This window comes from Sphingomonas jeddahensis, assembly GCF_001981525.1.
GTDB classification, from domain to species: Bacteria; Pseudomonadota; Alphaproteobacteria; order Sphingomonadales; family Sphingomonadaceae; genus Sphingomonas; species Sphingomonas jeddahensis.
On record NZ_MPSB01000013.1, the window covers coordinates 1 to 24,594 of the forward strand.

General features: G+C 66.7%; 18 protein-coding genes, 1 tRNA gene and 1 pseudogene. 18 read left to right on the forward strand and 2 right to left on the reverse strand.

Translation table 11 applies throughout. The features are described 5' to 3' along the window. The 7 genes and pseudogenes from SPHI_RS15010 to SPHI_RS12395 all read left to right on the forward strand — a co-directional run. Nucleotides 1–233, forward strand: a pseudogene (locus SPHI_RS15010) (hypothetical protein); the annotation flags it as partial. Nucleotides 234–244: 11 nt separating this feature from the next. After that, entirely contained in the window at nucleotides 245–1,306 is a 1,062-nt protein-coding gene (locus SPHI_RS12370; protein WP_076745273.1) for an ExeA family protein, read from the forward strand. A 1-nt stretch (nucleotide 1,307) separates the two neighbouring features. After that, a complete protein-coding gene (locus SPHI_RS12375) occupies nucleotides 1,308–2,147 on the forward strand; it encodes an XrtA system polysaccharide deacetylase (RefSeq protein ID WP_076745274.1) in 840 nt (279 codons plus the stop codon). Further along, nucleotides 2,144–3,166 (forward strand): FemAB family XrtA/PEP-CTERM system-associated protein, encoded by a 1,023-nt coding sequence (locus SPHI_RS12380; RefSeq protein WP_233130911.1) that lies wholly within the window; start codon nucleotides 2,144–2,146, stop codon nucleotides 3,164–3,166. The genes SPHI_RS12375 and SPHI_RS12380 overlap by 4 nt, the downstream gene beginning before the upstream one ends. A gap of 1 nt (nucleotide 3,167) precedes the next feature. Further along, nucleotides 3,168–4,304: a TIGR03087 family PEP-CTERM/XrtA system glycosyltransferase gene (locus tag SPHI_RS12385; RefSeq protein ID WP_076745275.1), complete on the forward strand. Its 1,137-nt coding sequence runs from the start codon at nucleotides 3,168–3,170 to the stop codon at nucleotides 4,302–4,304. Beyond that, complete coding sequence (xrtA, locus tag SPHI_RS12390) at nucleotides 4,301–5,830, forward strand: exosortase A (RefSeq protein ID WP_076745276.1); 1,530 nt, start codon at nucleotides 4,301–4,303, stop codon at nucleotides 5,828–5,830. The genes SPHI_RS12385 and xrtA overlap by 4 nt, the downstream gene beginning before the upstream one ends. Continuing rightward, nucleotides 5,831–7,723, forward strand: coding sequence for an XrtA/PEP-CTERM system amidotransferase (locus SPHI_RS12395; RefSeq protein WP_076745277.1), 1,893 nt, complete (start codon nucleotides 5,831–5,833; stop codon nucleotides 7,721–7,723). 112 nt (nucleotides 7,724–7,835) lie between these two features. Here the strand turns inward: SPHI_RS12395 and SPHI_RS12400 are convergent, their stop codons facing one another. Continuing rightward, nucleotides 7,836–9,521 carry a M1 family metallopeptidase gene (locus SPHI_RS12400; RefSeq protein WP_076745278.1) on the reverse strand — a complete coding sequence of 562 codons (1,686 nt, stop codon included), beginning with the start codon at nucleotides 9,519–9,521 and terminating at the stop codon, nucleotides 7,836–7,838. Nucleotides 9,522–9,643: 122 nt separating this feature from the next. Here SPHI_RS12400 and lon point away from each other — a divergent pair, with 122 nt between their 5' ends. From lon to SPHI_RS12415, 3 genes are all read left to right on the forward strand, one after another. After that, nucleotides 9,644–12,040 (forward strand): endopeptidase La, encoded by a 2,397-nt coding sequence (gene lon / locus SPHI_RS12405; RefSeq protein ID WP_076745279.1) that lies wholly within the window; start codon nucleotides 9,644–9,646, stop codon nucleotides 12,038–12,040. Nucleotides 12,041–12,205: 165 nt separating this feature from the next. Next, nucleotides 12,206–12,478 (forward strand): HU family DNA-binding protein, encoded by a 273-nt coding sequence (locus SPHI_RS12410; RefSeq protein ID WP_076745280.1) that lies wholly within the window; start codon nucleotides 12,206–12,208, stop codon nucleotides 12,476–12,478. Between the two features lie 63 nt (nucleotides 12,479–12,541). Continuing rightward, nucleotides 12,542–12,616, forward strand: a tRNA-Val gene (locus SPHI_RS12415). A gap of 238 nt (nucleotides 12,617–12,854) precedes the next feature. Here the strand turns inward: SPHI_RS12415 and SPHI_RS12420 are convergent. Further along, nucleotides 12,855–13,469: a class I SAM-dependent methyltransferase gene (locus tag SPHI_RS12420; RefSeq protein WP_076745281.1), complete on the reverse strand. Its 615-nt coding sequence runs from the start codon at nucleotides 13,467–13,469 to the stop codon at nucleotides 12,855–12,857. Between the two features lie 203 nt (nucleotides 13,470–13,672). On the opposite strand from SPHI_RS12420, the gene SPHI_RS12425 reads away from it, so the two are divergent. From SPHI_RS12425 to SPHI_RS12460, 8 genes are all read left to right on the forward strand, one after another. Further along, nucleotides 13,673–14,956: an MFS transporter gene (locus SPHI_RS12425; protein ID WP_233130912.1), complete on the forward strand. Its 1,284-nt coding sequence runs from the start codon at nucleotides 13,673–13,675 to the stop codon at nucleotides 14,954–14,956. 279 nt (nucleotides 14,957–15,235) lie between these two features. Continuing rightward, entirely contained in the window at nucleotides 15,236–16,459 is a 1,224-nt protein-coding gene (locus tag SPHI_RS12430) for an argininosuccinate synthase (protein ID WP_076745283.1), read from the forward strand. 244 nt (nucleotides 16,460–16,703) lie between these two features. Next, complete coding sequence (locus SPHI_RS12435) at nucleotides 16,704–16,964, forward strand: hypothetical protein (RefSeq protein WP_076745284.1); 261 nt, start codon at nucleotides 16,704–16,706, stop codon at nucleotides 16,962–16,964. Nucleotides 16,965–16,966: 2 nt separating this feature from the next. Beyond that, nucleotides 16,967–18,544 carry a L,D-transpeptidase family protein gene (locus tag SPHI_RS12440; protein WP_233130913.1) on the forward strand — a complete coding sequence of 526 codons (1,578 nt, stop codon included), beginning with the start codon at nucleotides 16,967–16,969 and terminating at the stop codon, nucleotides 18,542–18,544. Between the two features lie 92 nt (nucleotides 18,545–18,636). Then, nucleotides 18,637–20,151: an NAD(P)/FAD-dependent oxidoreductase gene (locus SPHI_RS12445; protein ID WP_076745285.1), complete on the forward strand. Its 1,515-nt coding sequence runs from the start codon at nucleotides 18,637–18,639 to the stop codon at nucleotides 20,149–20,151. A 109-nt stretch (nucleotides 20,152–20,260) separates the two neighbouring features. Continuing rightward, nucleotides 20,261–22,039 carry a hypothetical protein gene (locus tag SPHI_RS12450; protein WP_083719977.1) on the forward strand — a complete coding sequence of 593 codons (1,779 nt, stop codon included), beginning with the start codon at nucleotides 20,261–20,263 and terminating at the stop codon, nucleotides 22,037–22,039. 9 nt (nucleotides 22,040–22,048) lie between these two features. After that, on the forward strand, nucleotides 22,049–23,719 hold the full coding sequence (locus SPHI_RS12455) for a hypothetical protein (protein WP_076745286.1): 1,671 nt from the start codon (nucleotides 22,049–22,051) through the stop codon (nucleotides 23,717–23,719). A 95-nt stretch (nucleotides 23,720–23,814) separates the two neighbouring features. After that, nucleotides 23,815–24,591 (forward strand): DUF2490 domain-containing protein, encoded by a 777-nt coding sequence (locus tag SPHI_RS12460; protein WP_083719978.1) that lies wholly within the window; start codon nucleotides 23,815–23,817, stop codon nucleotides 24,589–24,591. Nucleotides 24,592–24,594 lie beyond the last annotated feature (3 nt).

The window sequence follows — 24,594 nt, forward strand, 5'->3', positions numbered from 1 at the left end:
CGCGCGCGCTGAGCCGCGTGTCGCAGGTCGATGCCAATCTGTTCGGCAATTATTACGAAAGCGGCCTGCCCGGCGCGGACGGCGTCTACAATCTGGGTGCAACCGGCACCTACAGTCATCAGTTCGGCCGTCTCGGCACGATCGCGTCGCTCGGCGTCAACACCTTCGATTCCGAAGCGTTCGACAGCCAGTGGTCGGCGCAGGCGCTGCTCGGCGCGCGGTATACATTCTGAGGAACCCCGGCATGTACGAAGATCATTTCGGCCTGACCGAACGCCCGTTCCAGCTGACGCCCGATCCGCGTTACTGGTTCGATTCCGCCACGCATAAAAAGGCGATGGCCTATCTCGGCTATGGCCTGGCGCAGGGGGAGGGCTTCATTGTCATCACCGGCGATATCGGCGCCGGCAAGACGACTTTGGTCGGCCACGTGACTGAGCAGATCGATCCCGCCAACCTCAACCTCATCACCATCGTCTCATCGGCGATCGAGGCTGACGATCTCCTCCGCGTTGTCGCAACCGGCCTCAACATCGATTCGGCGGGGCGCTCCAAGGCCGAGCTGCTGACGCTGATCGAGCGCGGCCTCCACGCCGTCGCCCGCACTGGCCGCCGCACCTTGCTGATCGTCGACGAGGCGCAGGCGCTGCCGGTTTCCGCCCTCGAAGAGCTGCGCATGCTCTCCAACTTTCAGGCCGGCGGCCGCGCGCTGCTCCAGATCTTCCTGCTCGGCCAGCCTGAGTTCCGCGAGCGCCTCAACGGTTCCGATCGGCTGGAGCAGCTGCGCCAGCGAGTAATCGCCATCCACCACCTCGATCCGATGGAGCCGGAGGAAGTCGCCGACTATATCGGCCATCGCCTGCGCATCGCCGGGTGGAAGGGTACGCCCGATTTCGCCGATAACGTCTTCCAGGTCCTCCACCGCGCCACCGGTGGCGTCCCTCGCCGGCTAAACCAGTTGATGGGGCGCGTGCTGCTTCACGCCGCGATCACCGACGCGGCGGTGATCGACGCTGCGCTGGTCAACACGGTTCGCGCCGATGCTGCAAAGGATCTGCCGAGCGCTGCGCGGGTCACCCCGAATGTTCGTGCGGTGCCCGATCCCGCCCCGGTTACGCCGGCTGGTTCGCCGGCTACACCCGCTCCGGACCCGCAATTGCTCCAGAGGATCGCCATGTTGGAGACCCGCATCGAGGAACAGGACGCCGCGCTTCGTCGCATTCTGACCTTGCTGGTCGACTGGGTCGAAAGCGACGCTCCCGCTCCCCGCGGCGGCCTCGAAGCGGTGCGCGGCGCCGCGGCGTGAGATGACGATCCTCAACGGCATGTCCGTCGACGTGGAGGAATATTTCCAGGTCGGCGCGTTCGAGCGGACGATCGATAAAAGCGATTGGAATCGCTGGGAAAGTCGCGTCGTAGCGAACACCGGCATGGTCCTCGATCTGTTCGCCGACGCAGGCGTCAAGGCGACCTTCTTCACGCTCGGCTGGGTCGCCCACCGCTACCCCGCGCTGATCCGCCGCATCGTCCACGAGGGCCACGAAATCGCCAGCCACGGCTGGGATCACCAGCGCGTCTTCACTATGGATGCCAACGGCTTCCGTGCCGATCTCGCCAAGTCACGGCAAGCGCTGGAGGACGCCGCCGGGGTGAAGGTCACCGGCTATCGCGCCCCCAGCTTCTCCATCGACACCCGCACTCCCTGGGCGCATCAGGTTCTCGCTGAGGAAGGCTACACCTATTCCTCCAGCGTCGCACCCGTCGCCCACGATCACTACGGCTGGCGGGAAAGCCCCCGCTTCGCCTGGCGTCCGCTTGCCGATAACCGGTTGATTGAGCTGCCGGTTTCGACAGCGGAGCTGGCCGGCCGCCGCATGGCCGTCGGCGGCGGCTTCTTCCGCCTCCTCCCCGCCGCCCTCACCGACACCGCCGTCCGCCAGTCCAATTGCGCCGGTCACGGCGGCATGTTCTACTTCCACCCCTGGGAAATCGATCCGGCCCAACCTCGCGTCCCGAACGCGCCGCTCCGCTCGAAACTGCGCCATTACAGCCGTTTGAACGCCATGTCTGGCAAGCTGCGCAAGCTCCTGCACCGCCACCAATGGGGCCGCGTCGATGCGGTAGCCGCAGCCGAGCGCCACGCGTGAACGCCCATACGTCGATCCGCACCGACCTGACGGTCCGCGAGGCTGTCGGAGAAGACGTCCGGATCGACGCCTTCGTCCGCGCGCACCCCGCCGCCACCCCCTTTCACCTCCCCGCCTGGAGCCGCGCGGTAGAGGCAGGCTGTGGCCAGCGCGCCCGCTTCCTCATCGCGGAGCGGGCAGGGGAGATCGTCGGCTTTCTCCCGCTCACCGAAATGCGCTCGCCCCTGTTCGGCAAGGCATTGGTTTCGGTCGGTTTTGCCGTAGATGGCGGCGTGCTGGGCGAGGGTGTCGAACCCCTCGCGACCGCCGCCCGTGCCATGGCCTACCCATCGATAGAGCTACGTGGCGGCCCAGCCCCCATCGGCTGGACGGTGGAAAGCGACACCTATCTGGGCTTCAGCCGCCCTCTCGCCGCCGATGAAGAGGCCGAACTCCTCGCCATCCCCCGCAAGCAACGCGCCGAGGTCCGAAAGGCGCTCGCCAATGACTTGCAGGTCGTCACCGGCACTTCGGAACTCGCGGCAGAACATTACCGTATCTATGCGGAATCGGTGCGAAATCTCGGCACGCCTGTTTTTCCCAAACGGCTGTTCCGCGAGGTGCTGGCAACGATGGACGCCGACATCCTCACCGTCCGCCACAAGGGCAGGGCAGTCGCCAGCGTCCTCAGCCTCTACTTCAAGGGCACCGTCTATCCCTTTTGGGGCGGCGGCACCGAAGCCGCCCGGGCCCTGCGCGCCAACGACCGCATGTATTTCGCGCTGATGAGCCACGCGCGCGCGCGGGGCTGCACCCGCTTCGACTTCGGTCGCTCCAAGGTTGGCACCGGCCCCGCGGCGTTCAAGAAAAACTGGGGTTTCAACGGCATACCGCTCACTTACGCGAGATGGTCGAGCGGTCCGGCGCGTGACGTGAACCCGCTCAATCCCAAATACGCTCTGATGGTCCGCACGTGGAAGAAGCTCCCGCTGCCAATCGCGACGCTGGTGGGGCCATGGATCAGCCGCGGGCTCGGCTGAGGTGGAGATCCTCTTCCTGGCGCACCGCGCGCCATTCCCACCCGACCGCGGCGACCGCATCCGCAGCTACAACATCCTGAACTATCTGGCGAAGCGCGCCGGCGTCCACCTCGTCGCGTTCGTCGATGACGACAGCGAGGTCACCCCCGAGCACCGCGCTCTGGTGGACGAATGCGTGCTGATCCGCCGCACCAAATCTCAGGCTCGCGCTGCCGTCGAAGCCCTGGCGCAAGGCAAGCCCGTGTCCCTCACAGCCTTCGCCGACCGCCGGATTGCCGCTACGGTGAAGGACATCCTCGCCCGCCGCCCGATAGACGCCATCTACGCCTTTTCCGGCCAGATGGCGCAATATCTCCCTGCCATGGGCCCTCGGGCGATCATGGACTTCGTGGACCTGGACTCCGCCAAGTTCGAAGCCTACGCCGATGACTCGCGCGGCCCCATGCGCTGGATGATGCGCCGTGAGGCTCGTCTCCTCGCCGCCCACGAAGGCACCGTCGCCAACCGCGTCGCGGCCAGCCTGTTCGTCAGCGCCCCCGAGGCGGCGCTTCTCCCCGGCAGCCGTGCGGTGGAAAACGGCATCGATACAATCTTCTACGATCCACAGATGACAACGCCTGAGAAGACGCGCCATCCGCTGATCGTGTTCACCGGTCAGATGGACTATCGCCCAAACGTGGATGCCGTCATCTGGTTCGCGCAGGCCGTCCTGCCGCTTCTCCCCGACGCACATTTCGCCATCGTCGGCCGCGCCCCGACGTCTGCCGTCCGCGCGCTTGCCAGCGCCAGTGTCACGGTCACAGGCGAGGTGGCCGACGTGCGCGGCTGGCTCGCCGCAGCTGATGTGGTGGTCGCCCCGCTCCAACTCGCCCGCGGCGTGCAGAACAAGGTGCTCGAAGCCATGGCCATGGCCCGCCCCGTCGTCGCCAGCGCCGCTGCCGCAGAGGGCATCGACCACGCCGGCACGATCCGCATAGCCATCGACGCAAAAGGCTATGCCTCTACAATCAAACAGCTTTTTGCAGATCCCGCCGGCGCGTCGGCACTCGGCGCCGCCGCCCGCCGCCAGGTGATCGCGCGCTACGGCTGGGACGCCCGGCTCGCCCCGCTCAACGTGCTGCTCGGCCTCTCCGCGTGACGATCGCGCTCCGCCGGCCGGCCGCGACATTTCCCGCAGCATGGCGCACGCACCTCGCCGCGCTGGCGCTGGCGGCGCTCGCCATCCTGCTGCTGTTCCGCCGCGACGTCGCCGATCTCGCCACGCTGTGGTGGACCAGCACCACCTACGGCCACTGCCTCTTCATCCTGCCGGTCGTCGCCTGGCTGGTCTGGACCCGCCGCGGCGAACTCGCCCTCCTCACGCCCGCCGCCTGGTGGCCCGGCCTCGCGCTCGTCGCTGCCGGGGGCGCCGGCTGGCTGGTCGGCGAAGCAGCCGGCGTCGCCGCCGCGCGTCATTTCGGGCTGGTGATCGCGCTGCAAGGCGCCGTTGTCACCATCCTTGGTCCGCACGTCGCCCGCGCTCTGCTATTCCCGCTCGCCTTCGCTTTCTTCGCCGTGCCCTTCGGCGAGTGGCTCGAGCCGCCGCTGCAGGACGTGACGGCCGCGCTGGTCATGCCGCTCCTCCACCTCATGGGCGTACCGGCGGCGGTGGACGGCGTGCTGATCCACGCTGGCCCCTATTATTTCGAGGTCGCCGAGGCCTGCTCCGGCTCCAAGTTCGTCCTGTCGATGCTCGCCTTTGCGGTGCTGGTGGCGAACACCTGCTTCCGCTCGTGGCGCCGCCGTGCGGTGTTCCTTGGCGTGTCCTTGATCGTGCCGGTGCTCGCCAATGGCGTGCGCGCCTTCGGCACCATCTACGCCGCGCAGCTCGTCGGGCTGGAGGCGGCGACCGGCTTTGACCATATCGTCTATGGCTGGCTGTTCTTCGCGCTCGTCATGGCCGCCGTAATGGCGGGCGGCTGGCGCTGGTTCGATCGCGCGCCCGACGATTCCGCCTTCGATCCCGACGCGCTGCCGGCCCCCAAACGCCACCGAGCGACGCTCGGCGCGATGACAATGCTCGCCGTCGCGACCGTCGCGCTCTTCCCCGCCTGGTCCGCAGCGATCGGCGGCCGCGAGCAGCCGCTGCCCGCGCAGATCCACTTGCCAGACGTGCCCGGCTGGACCCGCTCCCCGCTCAGCACGCGTGCCCCTTGGGAACCCTTCTATCCCACCGCCGACCACCGCCTCATCGGCCGCTACGTCGATCGTCAGGGGCAGGCGGTCGACCTCGCCATCGCCGTCTTCGCCAACCAGCACGAGGGCAAGGAGCTGATCTCCTACGGCACCGGCGTGCTGCGTGAGGCCGATCGCTGGGTGCGCGTCGCGGACCTGCGGGCGATCGACGGCGGCGCAGCGACGCGCATCACCGCCACTGGCACGAGCGGCATGCCAGTAGAGCGCGTCGTCGCGACATGGTACCGCGCCGGTGGAATCGTGACTGCCCGCCCCGCCTTCGTCAAACTCGCCACGCTGAAGGCGCGCCTGCTCGGGGGCGAGCCCGGCGCCGTCGCGCTCCACCTGTCGGCGGAGAAACAGCCCGGCCGCGATTCCGCCGCGGCCATCGCGCGCTTCCGCGCCGCCCTCGGGCCCCTCGACCAGGTCACCGCAAAGGCAATGCGCTAGATGTGCGGCCTCGCCGGCCTCTATTACCCGGAAACGCCCAAGCCGGTCGATCCCGCGCGCATCCGCGCCATGACCGACGCCATGGCCGTTCGCGGCCCGGACGGGGAGGGGGTGTGGACCGCCCCCGGGGTTGGCCTCGGCCACCGCCGCCTGTCGATCATCGACGTCGAGGGTTCACCGCAGCCGATGCACGATGCCTCGGGCGCACTGTCGCTGCTCTTCAACGGCTGCATCTACAATTACCGTGAGTTGCGCGCCGAACTTGCCACCAAGGGTTACCAGTTCCGCACCGCCGGCGACAGCGAAGTACTGCTCGCCGCCTGGGCCGCCTGGGGGCCGGCGATGCTCGATCGACTGAACGGCATGTTCGCCTTCGTCATCCACGATGCGCGCACGCAACGCCTGTTCATGGCGCGCGACCGGTTGGGGGTGAAGCCGCTCCATTACACCCGCCTCGCCGATGGCGCGCTGGCGTTCGCTTCCGAGCTCAAGGGCCTGCTCGCCCACCCCCTGCTCCGCCGCGTCCCCGACGTGCACGCGATCGAGGATTATCTCGCCTTCAGCTACGTCCCCGACGACGCCTGCATCGTCGCTGGCGTCAGCAAGCTCCCCGCCGGCCACTATCTCCTTGTTGAGCGCGGCAAGCCCGTCCCCGCACCGGTGCGCTATTGGGACGTGTCCTTCGCCGATCGCGCCAAAGGCTCGGTCAAGGCGCTCGAGGAGCAACTGGTAGAGCATATGCGCGCCGCCGTCCGCTCGCGGCTGGTGGCGGACGTGCCACTGGGCGCCTTTCTGTCCGGCGGGGTCGACAGCTCGGCGGTGGTGGCGCTGATGGCCGAGGCCAGCCCGCAGGCGGTGCGCACCTGCACGATCGGCTTCGAGGAAGCCGGGCATGACGAGCGCAGCTATGCCGCCACCATCGCGGATCGCTTCCGCACCGATCACCGCGCCCGCGTCGTCCGCTCGGACGATTTCGGCCTGATCGATCGCGTGGTCGCCGCCTTTGACGAGCCCTTCGCCGATGCCTCGGCCCTCGCGACCTATCAGGTTTGCGCGCTCGCCCGCGAAAAAGTGACGGTGGCGTTGTCGGGTGACGGCGCGGACGAGATCCTCGCCGGCTACCGCCGCTACCGCTTCCAGGCCGCCGAAGAGCGCGTCCGCGGCCTCCTCCCGCCGCACCTGCGCAGCCGCGTGTTCGGTACGCTGGGCGCGTTGTATCCGAAGGCCGATTGGGCACCGCGCCCGCTGCGCGCGAAGACGACGTTGCTCGCGCTCGCGGACGATGGCGCCGAGGCCTATGCCCGGTCGGTCGGCGTGACGACCCCAGCGACACGCGCGCGCCTGTTCACCGACACCGCTAAACGCGCCCTCGGCGGCCACCGCGCAGAAGACCGCTACGTCGTCGCGATGCGCGACGCGCCCGCGCTCGACGCGATCGACCGCGCGCAATATGCTGACATCAAGATCTGGCTCCCCGGCGACATCCTCGCCAAGACCGATCGCACCAGCATGGCGGTGAGCCTCGAAGCGCGCGAGCCGCTGCTCGACCACCGTCTGGTCGCTTTCTCCGCGAGCCTTCCGGCCTCGCTTCGCCTGCGCCATGGCGAGGGCAAGTGGCTGATGAAGAGGGCGATGGAGCGCTATTTGCCCAAGGAAGTGCTCTACCGGCCCAAGATGGGCTTCGTCACGCCGGTCAGCGCCTGGTTCCGCGGCGCGCTGGCGAACGAGGCGGCTGCGCTCGCCAAGTCACGCACGTTGGCCGACACCGGCTGGTTCGATCTCCCGGCACTGGCCGATCTCGCTGAAGCCCACCGCACCGGCCGCGCCGAACACGGCCGTACCCTGTGGCAGTTCGTCATGCTGGAACGCAGCCTCAAGCGGCTGTTCGGCTAAAGGTCTGACCCACAGACTTCGTTTGCACTGAGCTTGCCGAAGTGCGTGCCAGCAGCGGAACGTTCGATCACACGCACTTCGACAGGCTCAGCGCGAACGGGGAAGGAGGGCGTCAGCGCCGCGCCTTCGCCTGCCACGCCTGGAACTGCTCCACCGCCACCGATCGCCTGAGCACCCGCGCCATCGGATCCACCACCACATGCGCCTCCGCCGGCACCGTCACCGCACCCCGGCCGCCCTCCATCGCCACCCACTCGATCCGATCGCCGATCTTCACCTCGACCGGCATCGGAAAAGCCCCACCTGTGCGCCACTCCAGCCGCAGCACGTCGCCCTTGCGCATCTCAACCAGCTCGGGCAGCGCAGCGCGCCGCAGATAGGCATCGAAGAACCAGCCGAGATCGCGCCCGGCCTCCTCCTTCACTATCTCCTGAAACTCCCGCGTCGAAGCGAACCGCGGCGCGAAATTCCCCGGCTTTGGATCGACGCGCCCGTAAACCAGCCGCCGAGTCGCCCGGAAGAACGCCTCATCCCCGATCAGCCACCGCAGCGTATGCAGCGTCCACGCGCCCTTGAAGTAGATGTCCCCCGCCGCGCCGCCTTTTGCCGGCTCGTACACCTCTTCCTCGGTCAGCAACTTGTCACGCACAACCGGCGCCGCATTGGTGATGCGATTGCGCTGCGCCTCCATCATCACCGCATAGCGCGCCTCGCCCTCGCGCCACTGGCCGTAGAGCGGCTGCATATATTGCGCGAATCCCTCATGCAGCCAGTAATCGTCCCAGTTCGCCGCCGTCATCTGATTGGCGAACCATTCATGGCTGAACTCATGCTGGAACAGCCAGTCGAACCCCTCCGGCGCCTTGGCATAGCCATTGCCGTAGGCGTTGATGGTCTGGTGCTCCATGCCCATGTGCGGCGTCTCGACCACGCCTACTTTCTCGTCGGCGAACGGATAGGGGCCGATCACTTGCTCGAAGAAATCGAGCGTTGGCGCGAACTCGTCGAACAAGGCCCGCGCCTCCGCTGCCTTGCCCGGCAGATGCCAGTAATGAAGCGGGATCTCATTGCCGTAGCGGCTGCGATAGGTGCCGCGTATCTCGTCATACGGCCCCACCGCCAGCGCGATCGCATAGGTGTTTGGCTGACGCGCCCGCCAGTTCCATCGCGTCCGGCCATCTGGCAGCGTCTCTACGCCAAGCAGCCGCCCATTCGACGGCGCCTTCAGCCCCGCCGGCACGGTAATGTGGAGATCCACCGATGCGGGCTCGCCCGCCGGGAAGTCGAGGCACGGCCACAACAGGTCGCAGCCATAGCCCTGCGTGGTGGTCGCCATCCAGGGCTTGCCCTCCGCAGTCGCGGACCAGACGATGCCATCGTCCCACGGCGCGTTGACCGCCACGTGCGGCGTCCCGCCATAAGTGATCCGCGCCCGCACCTTGTCCCCGGCGGCGAGCGGGCGAGGGAGGGCAATCGTCAACTGCCCCTCGGGGTTGGACCAGCCGCTCTTCGGCAACGCCGCGCCATCGATCGCGATGGCGGACACCGGCAGATTGCGATCGAGATCGATCACCAGCCGCGTCAGCGGCGCCCGCGCCGTGAACGACAGCGTCGCATCGCCCCGGATTCGCCGGTGCTTGGGCAGAACCTCGAACGACAGGTCGGCATGGTCGAACGTCACCGCCGTCTGCTCCGCCGGGCGCGGCCCGCCCGAAATCTGCGTTCGGGCGGTAAGCGGCGGTTCGCCTTTGTCGGGAAGCGGCCCGGCGGCGGCGAGCAACAGGAGAAACGGGATCATGCGTGGCTAGAATGCCGAAACACAGCGGTTCGCTCCCTCACGCGCGGCGATGATTGATGGACAAGCCTGCGACCCCATATAGATTGGGTAAGCCGCCTGTTCGAAGCGGCGCCGGAGTTTGCATGACCCAGACCTACCCCGTTCTGCCGCTGCGCGATATTGTTGTTTTCCCGCACATGATCGTGCCGCTGTTCGTCGGCCGCGACAAATCGGTCGCCGCGCTGGAAGCGGCCATGGCCGCCGACAAGGAGATCTTCCTCGTCGCGCAGCTCGATCCGGCCGAGGATGATCCCAAGGCCGACGACCTGTACGATATCGGCGTCACCGCCACGGTGCTTCAGCTGCTGAAGCTGCCCGACGGCACGGTGCGCGTGCTGGTCGAGGGCAAGCAGCGCGGCCGGCTCGGCGGGCTGGTCGATGCCGGGGCCTATATGACCACCGAAGTCGCCATGATCGAGGAGGTCGAGGCAGAGGGGACCGAAGTGTCCGCGCTGATGCGCTCGGTGGTTGACCAGTTCGAGAATTACGCCAAGCTCAACCGCAAGCTGCCGGCGGAGACCGCCTCGCAGCTTGGCGAGATCGAGGACGCCTCGCGTCTCGCCGACGCCGTTGCCGGCAACATCTCGATCAAGGTCGCCGACAAGCAGTCGCTGCTGGTCGAGGGTGATCCCGCGCGCCGGCTCGAGATGGTGTTCGCCTTCATGGAGGGCGAGCTTGGCGTCCTGCAGGTCGAAAAGAAGATCAAGAGCCGCGTCAAACGCCAGATGGAGAAGACGCAGCGCGAATATTACCTCAACGAGCAGTTGAAGGCGATCCAGCGCGAGCTAGGCAATGAGGGCGAGGAAGGCGAGGGCGACGAGGTCGCCGAGCTGGCGCAGAAGATCGCCACGCTCAAGCTGTCGAAGGAAGCGCGCACCAAGGCGACTGCCGAGCTCAAGAAGCTGAAGACCATGGCGCCGATGAGCGCCGAGGCCACGGTGGTGCGCAATTATCTCGACGTGCTGCTCGGACTGCCATGGGGCAAGAAGTCCAAGCTTAAGAAGGACATCGCCGCCGCGCAGGCGATCCTCGACGAGGATCATTATGCGCTGGAAAAGGTGAAGGACCGGATTGTAGAATATCTCGCGGTCCAGGCACGCACCAACAAGCTGAAGGGCCCGATCCTGTGCCTCGTCGGCCCGCCGGGCGTCGGCAAGACGTCGCTGGGCAAGTCAATAGCCAAGGCGACCGGGCGCGAGTTCATCCGCCAGTCGCTGGGCGGCGTGCGTGACGAGGCCGAGATTCGCGGCCACCGCCGCACCTATATCGGCTCGCTGCCGGGCAAGATCGTCACCAACCTCAAGAAGGCCGGCGCGGCGAACCCGCTGTTCCTGCTCGACGAGATCGACAAGCTCGGCCAGGATTTCCGTGGCGATCCCGCATCGGCGCTGCTCGAGGTTCTCGATCCCGAGCAGAACAGCAAGTTCAACGACCATTACCTTGAGATCGACATCGATCTCAGCGACGTGATGTTCGTCTGCACCGCCAACACGCTGAACCTGCCGCAGCCGCTGCTCGACCGCATGGAGATCATCCGTCTCGAAGGCTATACTGAGGACGAGAAGGTCGAGATCGCCGAGCGGCACCTGATCGCCAAGCAGGTCGAAGCGCATGGCCTCAAGGACGGCGAGTTCACGCTGACGCCCGAGGGCCTGCGCGCGCTGATCCAGCGTTACACCCGCGAAGCGGGCGTGCGCACGCTGGAGCGCGAGATCGCCAAGCTCGCCCGCAAGGCGCTGCGCCAGATCCTGGAGAACAAGGTCGCCAGCGTCACCATCACGCCCGACAACCTCCACGAGTTCGCCGGCGTGCAGAAGTATCGCCACGGCCTCTCCGAGGAGGAAAACCAGATCGGCGCCGTTACCGGCCTTGCCTGGACCGAGGTGGGCGGCGAACTGCTGACGATCGAAAGCGTGACGGTGCCCGGCAAGGGCGCAATCAAGCTCACTGGCAAGCTGGGCGATGTGATGAAGGAATCGGCGGAAACGGCGATGAGCTTCATCAAGGCGCGCGCGCCCAGCTACGGGATCAAGCCGAGCCTGTTCCACCGCAAGGACGTCCACGTCCACCTGCCGGAAGGCGCAGTGCCCAAGGACGGCCCGTCGGCGGGCATCGGCCTCGTCACCTGCATCGTCTCCACGCTCACCGGCGTGCCGGTGAAGCGCGAGATCGCGATGACCGGCGAAGTGACGCTGCGCGGCCGCGTGCTGCCGATCGGCGGTCTCAAGGAGAAGCTGCTCGCCGCGCTTCGCGGCGGCATCGAAACGGTGCTGATCCCGCAGGAGAATGAGAAGGATCTCGCCGACATCCCGCAGAACATCAAGGATGGCCTGAAGATCGTGCCCGTGACGCATGTCGACGAAGTGCTCAACCTCGCTCTGGTCGAACCGCTGGAGGCGATCGACTGGACCGACGCGGACGAGCTGGCGGCGCTGCCCCCTGCGCCAATCGCGCCGGCCGGGGGCGAACTGCACCACTGATCCGATATCGCGGGTCATTGTAAGAAAAGCGCAACCACGGCGGTTCATCGCAGCCGCCGTGGTTTCGTTTGACAGGGGCGGGACCACGCGCCTTACTGGTTTGATCGGCCCTTCGCGGCCGAATCCACATTTCTTTATACCGCACAGGGTAACGGGGGTCGGTGCATGAATAAGCAGGAGTTGATCGCGACGGTCGCGAATGTGTCCGGGCTCGCCAAGGGCGATGCCGTCCGGGCCGTCGAGGCCGTCTTCGATACGATCACTGCACAGCTCAAGAAGGGCGACGAAGTGCGCCTCGTCGGCTTTGGCACGTTCGCCGTGACGAAGCGCAAGGCGTCGACCGGTCGCAACCCGCGCACCGGCGAGCCGATGACGATCAAGGCGTCGAGCCAGCCCAAGTTCAAGGCCGGCAAGGTGCTGAAGGATTCGCTGAACTGATTTGATAATGCGGGCTGGACAGGCGGCGAAACGCCTCCTAAAGGCCCGCTTCCGGTTTCAACCGGGCGCGTAGCTCAGCGGTAGAGCACACCCTTCACACGGGTGGGGTCACAGGTTCAATCCCTGTCGCGCCCACCATATTCAGCCCCGTTGGTCGCACGACCGGCGGGGCTTTTTGGTTCGCGGTCTGGATTTTAACCCCGTCATCCCGGACTTGATCCGGGATCCAGCTTCTTCTTGTCGCACCCGCGCAAAGGCAGCGGGACCCCGGGTCGAGCCCGGGGTGACGGAGCGTCGGAGGGTCAATCAGCGGAGAATGAGCAACCGAAAGAGCGGCGCCGCAGCCGACTTACAAAACGTGCAGCACCGAGCCCCCTCAGTCCTTCCAGCACCAGTAAAGCTGCGCCGGCGGCACGTTCCACCATTCCATGTCATGGTCGATCCGCGCGAAGTGCGGCGCCAGGAAGTCGCGCACCTTGGGACTGAACTGATAGACAAGGAAGGCGCCGCCCGGCCGGATCACGCGCTGCGTCGCCGCCGCGATCGCCGGGCCTACGCCCGCCGGCAGGGTGGAGAAGGGCAGGCCTGACAGGACGAAGTCCGCCGCCGAATGCCCGCGCTCCGCGACGATCGCCTCGACCTCGGCGGCCGAGCCATGAACCGCCTCGAACCGCGAATCGACGATCGTGTGGTTCAGATAGCGGATGAAATCGGGATTGGTGTCGATCGCGATCAGTGTCGCGTCGGGCGCCATTCGCTCCAGGATCGGACGGCAGAAGGTGCCGACCCCGGGGCCGTACTCCACGAACACCTTGCAGTTCGCCCAGTCGACCGGACCCAGCATCTTGTCGATCAGCTTGCCCGAAGACGGGATCACCGATCCCACCATCACGGGGTGCTTCAAGAAGCCGGAGAAGAACATCTGCCACGGCTTCGGAACGCCGGCATTATCGGTTCGGGCGCGGCGCACCGCACTGGTGAAGCTGGGCATGGAGGAAAACGGTCTCCCCGGAAGAACTACAATGGTGCCGAACGCGGCACGGGCAAGAGGGTTGCCATAGCGGGGTTGCGCCGCGCCCCCAAGCGCCTAATCAAGCCTTTGCGGGTGAACCGGAACAGGAGGGCGGCATCGCAATAACCGCGCGGCGCAAGCGGAAAGGGCCTTCGTTCGACCGGCGCTTTGCACTGATGTTCATGGTGATGCTGACGATCGCGGCGGGGAACACCGCGCTGCAATCGGTGCTGCCCGCGCTCGGCCGCTCGCTCGGCGTGGCGGACAGTGCGGTGGCGGCGGCGTTTTCCGTCTCGGCCTTGCTGTGGGTGATCGCCGCGCCGTTCTGGGCCAATCGGTCGGATCGGCACGGGCGCCGGCTGATGATCCTGTTCGGCATGGGCGGCTTCTGCGTCAGCCTGCTGACCTGCGGGATCTTTCTCGCCGCCGGCATCAACGGCTGGATCGGCGGCACGGCCGCGTTCGTGCTCTTCATCATGGGGCGCCTGATTTACGGCACCTTCGGCTCAGCGGCGCCGCCTGCGGTACAGGCGATGGTCGCCGGCAACACTACGCGGGAGGAGCGCACCCGCGCGCTGACTTTGCTGGCGAGCGCCTTTGGCCTCGGCACGATCCTCGGCCCGGCGATCGCGCCTTATCTGATCCTCGGTCATCTCGGCACGATCGAGATCGGCCTCTCCGGCCCAGCCTTCGTGTTCGCGCTGTTCGGCATTGCGATGTTCGTTACCGTGCGCGCGATGCTGCCCGATGATCGCGGGCTGGCGTCGGAAACGCGTGGCGCCGCCAACGCTTACCCCTCGATCGGCGGTCAAGCGAGCGGGGCCAGCGTTCGCGCGGCCACCGAGCCGAAGGGCGGCATGGGCGTCAGCTATTTCGACCGCCGCATCCGTGCCTGGATGATCGCCGGGCTCGTCATGGGCCATGCACAGGCGATGACCGGCCAGGCGATCGGGTTTCTGGTTATCGACCGGCTCAACGTGCCCCCCGCCCAGGCGCTGGAGCCGACCGGCATCGTGCTGATGATGGGTGCGGGCGCCGCGCTGCTGGTGCAATGGGGAATCATCCCGACGCTGAACCTCGCGCCGCGTGCGCTGGTGTTGGTGGGCCTGGTGCTCGCCGCGATCGGCACTGCGCTCACGGGCATGGCCACCTCGCTCTACGGTATTGCCACCGCTTATGCGCTCGCCAGCCTCGGCTTCGGCTTCACGCGCCCCGGCTTCACCGCCGGGTCCAGCCTCGCAGTCGGCCCGGCACAGCAAGGCTCGGTCGCCGGCAAGGTGACCAGCGTCAACGGCGCCAGCTTCGTGCTCGGTCCGTCGATCGGCGTCGGCCTCTACACGATCTGGCATTCGCTGCCGTATCTCGTTGCCGGCCTCGGCTGCGTCCTGCTGCTGGTCTATTGCTGGTTCACCCTGCGGGAACCCGACGAACAGGAAGTCGCCGCCTTCGACGATCCGGTGGTCTAGCGATCTTTGTATCGTCTGGCGGGGAGGGGGTAGCCGGCCCGCCTGTCCTACATGACGGTGTTCGTGGCAGAGCGGTCCCCAGACAACGGGAGCAATGCGAATGTTGAGACCAACCGTGCCAGCGCCTCAACTTCCTCAACATTCGCGCCAACAACGCCGCGATTTCCGTCACTTGCGGAACGTCGATTCGGCGGGACCGCCGTCACACCGGGGCGAATGGGCGGCGCGGCGTACGTCGACGGTTGATGGTTCGCGCGACTCGCAATACAGGCCCGCGCCATGAGCGATACCGGCATCAAGCGCGTCGTCCTGGCCTATTCGGGCGGGCTCGACACCAGCGTCATCCTGAAGTGGCTGCAGCAGACCTACAATTGCGAGGTCGTCACCTTCACCGCCGATCTCGGCCAGGGCGAGGAGCTGGAGCCCGCACGCCGCAAGGCCGAGCAGGCCGGCGTAAAGCCGGAACATATCTTCATCGACGATCTGCGCGAGGAGTTCGTCAAGGATTACGTCTTCCCGATGATGCGCGCCAACGCGATGTACGAGGGGCTGTACCTCCTCGGCACCTCGATCGCGCGCCCGCTGATCGCCAAGCGCCAGATCGAGATCGCGCGTCAGGTCGGCGCCGATGCCGTCAGCCACGGCGCCACCGGCAAGGGCAACGATCAGGTCCGGTTTGAGCTTGGCTATTACGCGCTCGCGCCCGACATCAAGGTGATCGCGCCGTGGCGTGAATGGGATCTCACCAGCCGCACCCGCCTGATCGAGTTCGCCGAACAGAACCAGATCATGGTAACCAAGGACAAGCGCGGCGAATCGCCCTTCTCGACCGACGCGAACCTTCTGCACACCTCGTCCGAGGGCAAGGTGCTTGAGGATCCGTGGGAGGAAGTGCCCGATTACGTCTATTCGCGCACGGTAAACCCCGAGGATGCGCCGGACGCGCCCGAATATATCACGATCGATTTCGAGCGCGGCGACGGCGTGGCGCTCAACGGCGAGCATTGCTCCCCCGCGACCTTGCTGACCAAGCTCAACGAGCTCGGCCGCGCGCACGGCATCGGCCGGCTCGATCTGGTCGAGAACCGCTTCGTCGGCATGAAAAGCCGCGGCATGTACGAAACGCCCGGCGGCACGATCTACCATCTCGCCCACCGCGGCATCGAGCAGTTGACGCTCGATCGCGGCGCCGCGCATCTCAAGGACGAACTGGCGATCCGTTACGCCGAGCTGGTGTACAACGGCTTCTGGTTCTCGCCCGAACGCGAAATGATCCAGGCGGCGGTTGACCACAGCCAGGCCAAAGTCTCTGGCACCGTGCGACTGAAGCTGTACAAGGGCAGCGTCCAGGTGGTCGGCCGCAAGTCGCCCAATTCGCTCTACAGCGAAAAGGTAGTAACCTTCGAGGATGACCAGGGCGCCTATGATCAGCGCGACGCCGAAGGCTTCATCAAGCTCAACGCGCTGCGCCTCCGCCTTCTCGGCCGCCGCGATCGGGGCTGACCGGTCCTTAGGAACACCACGTCATCCCGGCCTTGACCCGGAATCCCGCTTCTTCTTTCTGCCGAGCGGCGAAAGGCAGCGGGCCCCGGATCAAGTCCGGGGTGACAGCAGTAATCAACGCCCCAATCCCACAACAGCACACCTCGCACTGCACGATCGTTGCCCTTCAGGAACGATCCTGCTCCAATCGGCGTTCATCACCGGCTTGGGGCGGCATCACGCCTCGCGTACAAGGGAGATTGCGATGAAGGGTGCAACATTCGGCGCGTTGCTGCTGGGCGCGACCGTGCTCACCGCCTGCGCCAACAACCGTGAGGAAGTGGTCGCCCCGGCACCGCCGATGGGTCCGGGCGCACTGGCCGGCACCGTCGCCGCCGATCGCGACGGCGATGGCATGGTAGATGGCTATTATACGCCCGATGGCACCTATGTGCCCTTCCAGGCGCCGCCGTGCCCGACCCCGCCGCCGCCGCCGCCGCCCACCCCTCGCGGCGAACGAGGCTGATCTTGCTGGCCGGTCAGGGTGCGCCGGTCCGGCGCGCAGGCCGGCTGGTGTCAGTTCTATTGCTCGCGTCTGCGGTCGTGCTTCCGGGTACGGCTGCGGCGCAATCCGACCCGCCAGCCGGCGCGTCGACCAATGCGGTTGCTCAGACAATCCGTAATCAGGTCGGCGGCCGGCTGAAGGATTTCTACCGCACGCGCGGCTATTGGCCGCTGTGGATCGTCGACGAGAAGCCGGGGCCGCAGGCGCGCGCGCTGATTGATGTGATTGAAACGGTCGGCGTCGATGGCCTCGATCCCGATCGCTATTCACCCGATCGCCTGCGCCGGTTGATTGACGAGGCCGAGGGCGGCAACTTGCGCGCGCTCGCCTATCTCGAAGTTGCGCTAAGCGGCACGCTTGCCGACCTGATCCGCGACATGCGCGATCCGCATATCGACATCCGCTATCTCGAGAAGTCGCTCGAGCCTACGCGCGACAAGCCCGATGCGATCCTGCGCCGCGTGGCGCTCGCCAAGTCGATGCTCGATTATGTCCGCACGCTCGGCTGGATGAGCCCCCTGTACATGCAACTGCGCGAAGCGTTGCTCATCGCCGATCCGGGCGTCAGCGGCACCGCCGACGTCGATGTTCCGGCGGGCCCATTGCTCAAGCCCGGCATGAGTGGCGAGCGCGTGATGCTGCTGCGCACCCGGCTCGGTCTGCCCGAGGGCGACCAATATGACGCGGCGCTCGCAACCCGGGTCCGCCGCTTCCAGGCCTCACGCGGCTTGCCGGTTGACGGGATTGCAGGCGGCCAGACGATTGCGGCTCTCAACGGCGGCGCGGCCGCCAGCGGCGTCGATCGCCGCGACCTGTTGCGCCTCAATCTCGAACGCGCCCGCCTGCTGCCTGACGCTTGGACGCGCCACATCGTCGTCGATGCCGCTGGAGCACGGCTATGGTATTATGGCGGCGGCGCGGAGCAGGGAACCATGCGGGTTGTGGTCGGCACGCCTGAAACGCAGACGCCGATGATGGCGGGCATGGTCCGCTATGCAACCCTCAACCCCTATTGGAACGTGCCGGTCGACCTCGTCCGCAAGCGGATTGCGCCCAAGGTGCTCGCCGGCACCTCGCTGGAGCGGCAAGGCTATGAGGCACTGTCGGACTGGACCAACGAGGCCGAAGTGATCCGCTCCTCCGCGATCGATTGGCAGGGCGTGGCCGCCGGAACGGTCGAGCCGCGCGTGCGCGAACTGCCCGGTCGGGGCAATTCGATGGGGTCAGTCAAGTTCATGTTCCCCAACGATCTCGGCATCTATCTCCACGACACGCCGCAGAAGAACCTCTTCGCCAGGCTCGACCGCCATTTTTCCAACGGCTGTGTCCGGCTGGAGGATGCCGGCCGCCTCGGCCGCTGGCTGTTCGGCAAGACGCTGAAGCCCGAAAGCTCGAAGCCGGAACAGCATATTCCGCTGATGGAGCCAGTGCCGGTGTATCTCATGTATTTCACCGCCAGCCCCGCCAATGAAGGCGTCCGCTACGTCGCTGACCCTTATGGCCGCGACGCGCCCGCACTCCAACACCTCGCGAGCTCCTGACCCCTCCCGTAAGCGAAGGGGAACTGATCCGTTAACTACACCTCAACCACCTTCGTTCATGCCGTGGACCCATGGATACGGGGCGGCTACGGATGGCGAATTCCTTCGGCACGGTGGACGTGGCGATCATCGGCGCGGGGCCTGCCGGGCTGACGGCCGCGTATCTGCTCGGCAAAGCCGGCTATTCCGTTACCGTGATCGAGAAGGATCCACGCTATGTCGGCGGGATCAGTCGTACCGTTGAGCATCAGGGCTACCGCTTCGACATTGGCGGCCACCGTTTCTTCTCGAAATCGAAGGACGTGGTCGATCTCTGGAATGAGATCTTGCCGGATGATTTCATCGAACGCCCGCGGATGAGCCGCATCTATTACGAGGGCAAATTCTACAGCTATCCGCTGCGCGCGTTCGAGGCGCTGTGGAACCTCGGCGTGTTCCGCTCCGCCGCGTGCATGGCGAGCTTCGCCAAGGCCAAGCTGCTGCCCAACAAGAGCGTGAAGAGCTTCGAGGATTGGACCGTTAACGCATTCGGTTGGAAGCTTTATTCGATCTTCTTCAAGACCTACACCGAGAAGGTGTGGGGCATGCCGTGCGACGAGATGTCGGCGGATTGGGCCGCGCAGCGCATCAAGGGCCTGTCCCTCTGGGGCGCCGTCACTGACGGCCTGAAGCGCAGCCTCGGCCTCAACAAGCGCCCGAACGACGGCATGGCGGTCAAGACGCTGCTCGAAAGCTTCCGCTACCCCCGCCTCGGCCCGGGCATGATGTGGGAAGCCGCGCGCGACCATGTCCTCGCCCAAGGCAATCAGGTGCTGATGGGCCACAAGCTCAAGCAGCTCGCCTTCAACGACGTGACGCAGACGTGGACGGTCACCGCGACCGACGCCGATGGCGCACCCGTGGCGATCAAGGCGGCCCACGTCATTTCCTCCGCACCGATGCGCGAACTCGCCAGCCGCCTCCATCCGCTACCCGCCACGCTGCCAGAGGCCGCGAACCTCAAGTATCGCGACTTCCTCACCGTCGCGCTGATGATCCGCTCGCCCGATCTGTTCCCGGATAACTGGATCTACATCCACGATTCCAAGGTGAAGGTCGGTCGCGTCCAGAACTTCCGCTCCTGGTCGCCCGAGATGGTGCCCGATCCCGACGTCGCTTGCGTCGGCCTGGAATATTTCTGCTTCGAAGGCGATGGCCTCTGGTCGTCGAGCGACGAGGATCTGGTCGCGCTCGCTACCAAGGAGATGGCGCAGCTCGGCCTGTGCGACGCCGATCAGGTCGTTGGCGGCACGGTCGTGCGGCAGGAAAAGGCTTATCCCGTCTATGACGAGGATTATGCCGCCAACGTCCACGCGCTGCGTCAGGAGATCGAGGCGCGCTACCCGACGCTCCACTGCGTGGGGCGCAACGGCATGCACCGCTACAACAACCAGGACCACGCGATGATGACCGCGATGCTCACGGTCCGCAACATCGCCGCCGGCGCACGTGTGTACGACATCTGGGCGGTCAACGAAGACGCCGAATATCACGAAAGCGGCAATGAGGGCGCACAGGCCGCGCTGGCCAGCGTCCGCGCCGTACCCGAGCGCCTGAAGGCGGCGTGATGTGGCCGCGGGCAACCAACTGACCCCCCGTCACCCCGGGCTTGACCGGGGGTCCCGCTACCTTGCCCCGTCGCAAGAAGAAGAAGCGGGACCCCGGATCAAGTCCGGGGTGACGGAGCAGGAAGCGAGTATCTGCCGCCCCATCCTGATCGGCTGGTCCCTCGCCGCGATCGTCCTCACGCTGGCGATGGCCGACAGCATCATCACGCTGCGCTTCATCGACCCTGATGACGCGATGCGCCTTATGGAAGCATGCGACTGGCTCGCCGGGCAAAGCTGGTGGGACGTGTCCCAGCATCGGCTCAATAGTGGAGACTTCCCGATGCACTGGTCGCGGCTCGTCGACCTGCCGCTCGCCGCCGGCCTGGCGCTCACCGCGCCGCTCGGGGGCGCCGCCGCGATTCGGATCACGATGGTCGTCGTGCCGCTCGTGTCGCTGCTTACGGCCATGGCACTGGTCGCGCAGATCACCCGCCGGCTCGCTGGCACGGACCGCGCGCGCTACGCCGTGCTGCTCGTCCCGCTCTCAGCCTCGCTCGTCTATCAGCTGCGCCCGATGCGGATTGACCATCATGGGTGGCAGATCGTGCTCGCCCTCGCCGCCACCGCGCTGCTGCTGGCGCAGCCGTCGCGAAGGGTAGGGGCGCTCGCCGGCCTCGCGCTCGCCGCACTTCTGACCATCTCGCTCGAAGGGATGCCGATCGCCGCGAGCATCGCTGGTGTCGCCGCGCTCGCCTGGGCGTGGCAGCCCCATCGACGCGGTCATCTGCTCGCCCTGGTGTGGAGCCTGTTCGGCGGCGCGCTGCTGCTCCACCTCGTGACTCGCGGCCCAGCGTTCTTCGCACCAGCCTGCGACGCTATCGCACCAGGCTGGCTGGCGATGCTCGGCACCGCTGCGATCGGCACCAGCCTCGCCACGCTGGCGCAGCCCACGACCGTGGCGATCCGCATCGCCGCGCTCGCCACCGCCGGTGCTGCCACCGCTGCCACGCTCGCCCTCGTCTCGCCCGCCTGCCTCGCTGGCCCCTTCGCCACCCTCCCGCCGCTTGTGCACGACATCTGGTACGTCGGCGTGTCCGAAGGCCGTCCCTTGTGGGAGCAGACGGCCGACTGGGCCGCCATGACGATCGGCCTGCCGCTCGTCGGGCTGATCGCTACGGCGCACGCCTGGCGCTGCGCAACGGGCGAGGCGAAGCTCCGCTGGGCATTGCTCCTCCTGCTGCTCGCTTCGGCGACACTGGTGGCGATCATGGTCAACCGTGCCGGCGCCACCGCCAATGCGCTGGCGATCCCCGGCGCGGCCACCTTGCTCGCCGCCTTGCTCCACCGCGCGCGCGCCATCCCCAGCCTCGGCAAGCGCCTCGCGGCCACCGCCGGCGCCTTTCTGCTCGCCTCCCCCGGCCAGGTCGCCGCCATCGGCGTCGTCGCCGCCAAGACGCTCACGCCGGCAGACGGCACCCGGCCCAGCGAAGGGCAGCACGTTCCCCCATGCGAGCGCGTCGGCGACGTGCGCGTGATCGATCGCTTGCCGGCGGGCATGATCTTCGCGCCGATCGATATCGGCCCAGACATCATCGCCACCACGCACCACCAGGCCCTCGCCGGCGGCTATCACCGCGCGCCACGGCCCATGGACGTCGTATTGGAGGCCTTCACCGGCCCACCCGAAACGGCGCGCCGGCTGATCCTGGCGAGCGGCGCCGATTATCTCGCCGGATGCCCCGGCTTTAACGAAACCGAGATCTACCGCCGCGATCACCCCGATGGTTTGTGGGCGCGGCTGGAGCGCGGCGAGCGCTTCGACTGGCTTCAGCCGATCGCCACCGGCACCCCCGCGCTCGCCTGGCGAGTCATTCGCCCCTTGCCCTCGCCGAACCCGCGCCCGTAAGGCGGCGCGATGGAGCAACCGGGGGCGCCCCTTCGCTGGTGGCAGACGCGCGCGTTCGTCATTGTCGCGACGCTGATCACGATCGTGCCGCTGCTGTGGCCGCAGATCCCGCCGCTGGTGGATCTGCCGGGCCACATGGGCCGCTACCGCGTGCAGCTGACGCCGCATGATCAGGCGCCGTGGCTGGCCGATTGGTTCAACTTCCAATGGTCGCTGATCGGCAACCTCGGCATCGACCTGCTCGTCGTCCCCTTTTCCAAGCTGTTCGGGCTGGAGCTGGGGGTCAAGCTGATCGTCATCACCATCCCGGCGCTCACCGCCGCCGGCCTGTTGTGGATCGCGCGCGAGGTGCACGGGCGCATCCCGCCCACCGCCTTGTTCGCGCTGCCGCTCGCCTACAGCTATCCGTTCCAGTTCGGCTTCGTGAACTTCGCGCTGTCGATGGGGCTGGCTTTGTGCCTGTTCGCCTTGTGGCTGCGCATGGCGCGGCTGGGGCAAGTTCGCCTGCGCGCCATCGTCTTCGTCCCGATCTCCTGCCTGCTGTGGCTGTGCCACACGTTTGGCTGGGGCGTGCTGGGCGTGCTCGCTTTCTCCGCCGAGATGATCCGCCAGCACGATATCCGCAAGGACGCCGGCTCCGGCCATTGGATCGAAAGCTGGATCCGCGCTGGCCTCGGCTGCGTGCCCTTGGCGCTGCCCATGGTGCTGATGATCTTCTGGCGGTCGGGCGATCACGTTACCGGGCAGACCGCGGATTGGTTCAACTGGCAGGCGAAGGTCGCCTGGATGCTGATGGCGCTGCGCGACCGGTGGGAGCTGTGGGACGTCGTCGGCATCGGCGTCTTCTTCCTGGTGCTCTTCCGTGCGGTGCGCGATCCGGCGATCGAATATTCGCGCAATCTCGGGTTGTCGGCGCTGTTCCTGCTCGCCGTCTTCGTGCTGCTGCCGCGTATCGTATTCGGATCGGCCTATGCCGACATGCGGCTCGCCCCGTTCGTGATCGCCGTGGCGCTGATCGCGATCCGTCCGCGCCTGACGATGACGCCGCGCCACGCCGCTGTGCTCGCGACGCTCGGCCTCGTCTTCTTCGTCGCCCGCACCGCCGGCACAACGATCAGCTATTGGCAGTTCGATCGCGATTACGACACGGAGCTTGCTGCCCTCGACAAGCTGCCCGTCGGCGCACGGGTGGTCACCTTCGTGGGCACCAATTGCCGTAACGAATGGAAGATGTCGCGGCTGGAGCATCTCGCAGCCATCGCGCTTGAACGACGGCTGGCCTATGCCAACGATCAATGGTCGATGCCCGGCGCGCAACTGCTCACCGCCCGCTACAGCCAGGCCGGCATGTTCGCGCATGATCCGTCGGAGATCGTCACCCCCGGCTGGTGTCCGCGCGAATGGTGGAAGCCGGTGGATTTCGCCATGGCGCGCTTCCCGCGCGAGGCGTTCGATTATGTCTGGCTGATCCGCACCCCGCCGTTCAAGCCGCATTACGCCACCGATCTCGACCGCATCTGGCGCTCGCCGACCGGCGCCAGCGCGCTGCTGAAGGTCAACCGCGATCGCCCGGCGCCGCAGATATCGGATGAGGAGCTTTACCCGCGCTGGTTCCTGGAGCTGCGCGCCCGTCGCATGCAGCAGCGCCTCAAGGAACTGCCCCCGCCGCCGAAATCGTAGGACGAACCAACCCGCTGCAGCGCGGAATCGTTGCTGCGACGCGGCACCTTTCGGTGCCTTGCGTGTTTAATCCTCGGTAAGGGGAGGGGCGCGCCTTGAGGACGACGTGGGCGGTATCAGCTGCATTGGCGACATGTGCCGTGGCGCCGGCGGCTGCCGAGACCAACCATGGCGGCCAGATTTGGGGGAGCATCCAGGTCACGGCTCCGATCACCGACGATGTCTTCGTGTCCAGCGAAATACAGCCGCGCTGGTCGGCCAAGAATGCGGCAACTGCGCCGATCACCTTTGTGCCCCCAATCGTATCGTGGCGCAAAAGCGAGTCGCTGATCGTGTCAGGCGGCTATCTCTACGCGTTCATCGATGGCGCGCGCCTTCCGACCGACCTTCATGAACATCGGTTTCTTCAGCAGATTTCCTACCGTATCGGCGCGATCGGCCGAGTCGGAATCCGCGCCCAGACGCGCTTTGAACAGCGCAACCGATCGACCGGCAAAGACTGGAACGTGCGCGTCGCGCAGCAGGTCCTGCTCGCCACACCGCTAACCAAGAAGGAAAGCGGCGGCCCCGTCGGCGTCTTCTCGATGGAGCTCTACTGGAATCTGACGGAGGCCGATTGGGGCGCACGCCGCGGCTATGACGATCTGTGGACCTTCGCCGGCGTTCGCCTGCCGGTATCCACCAGTACCGCCTTTGAGCTCGGCTATCTCAACCAGCGCCAGCGCGCGGTGAACGGCCGCGCCAACATGAACCATGCCGCCGTCGTCGGCGTGTCCTTCCAGCTCTCGCCCTCCATCACTCCGCCCAAAGTGGTCCCGACCACCGGCCCCGGTTTGCAACCCGTCGGCGGCCGCGAACCGGTGCGGAATTAGCCG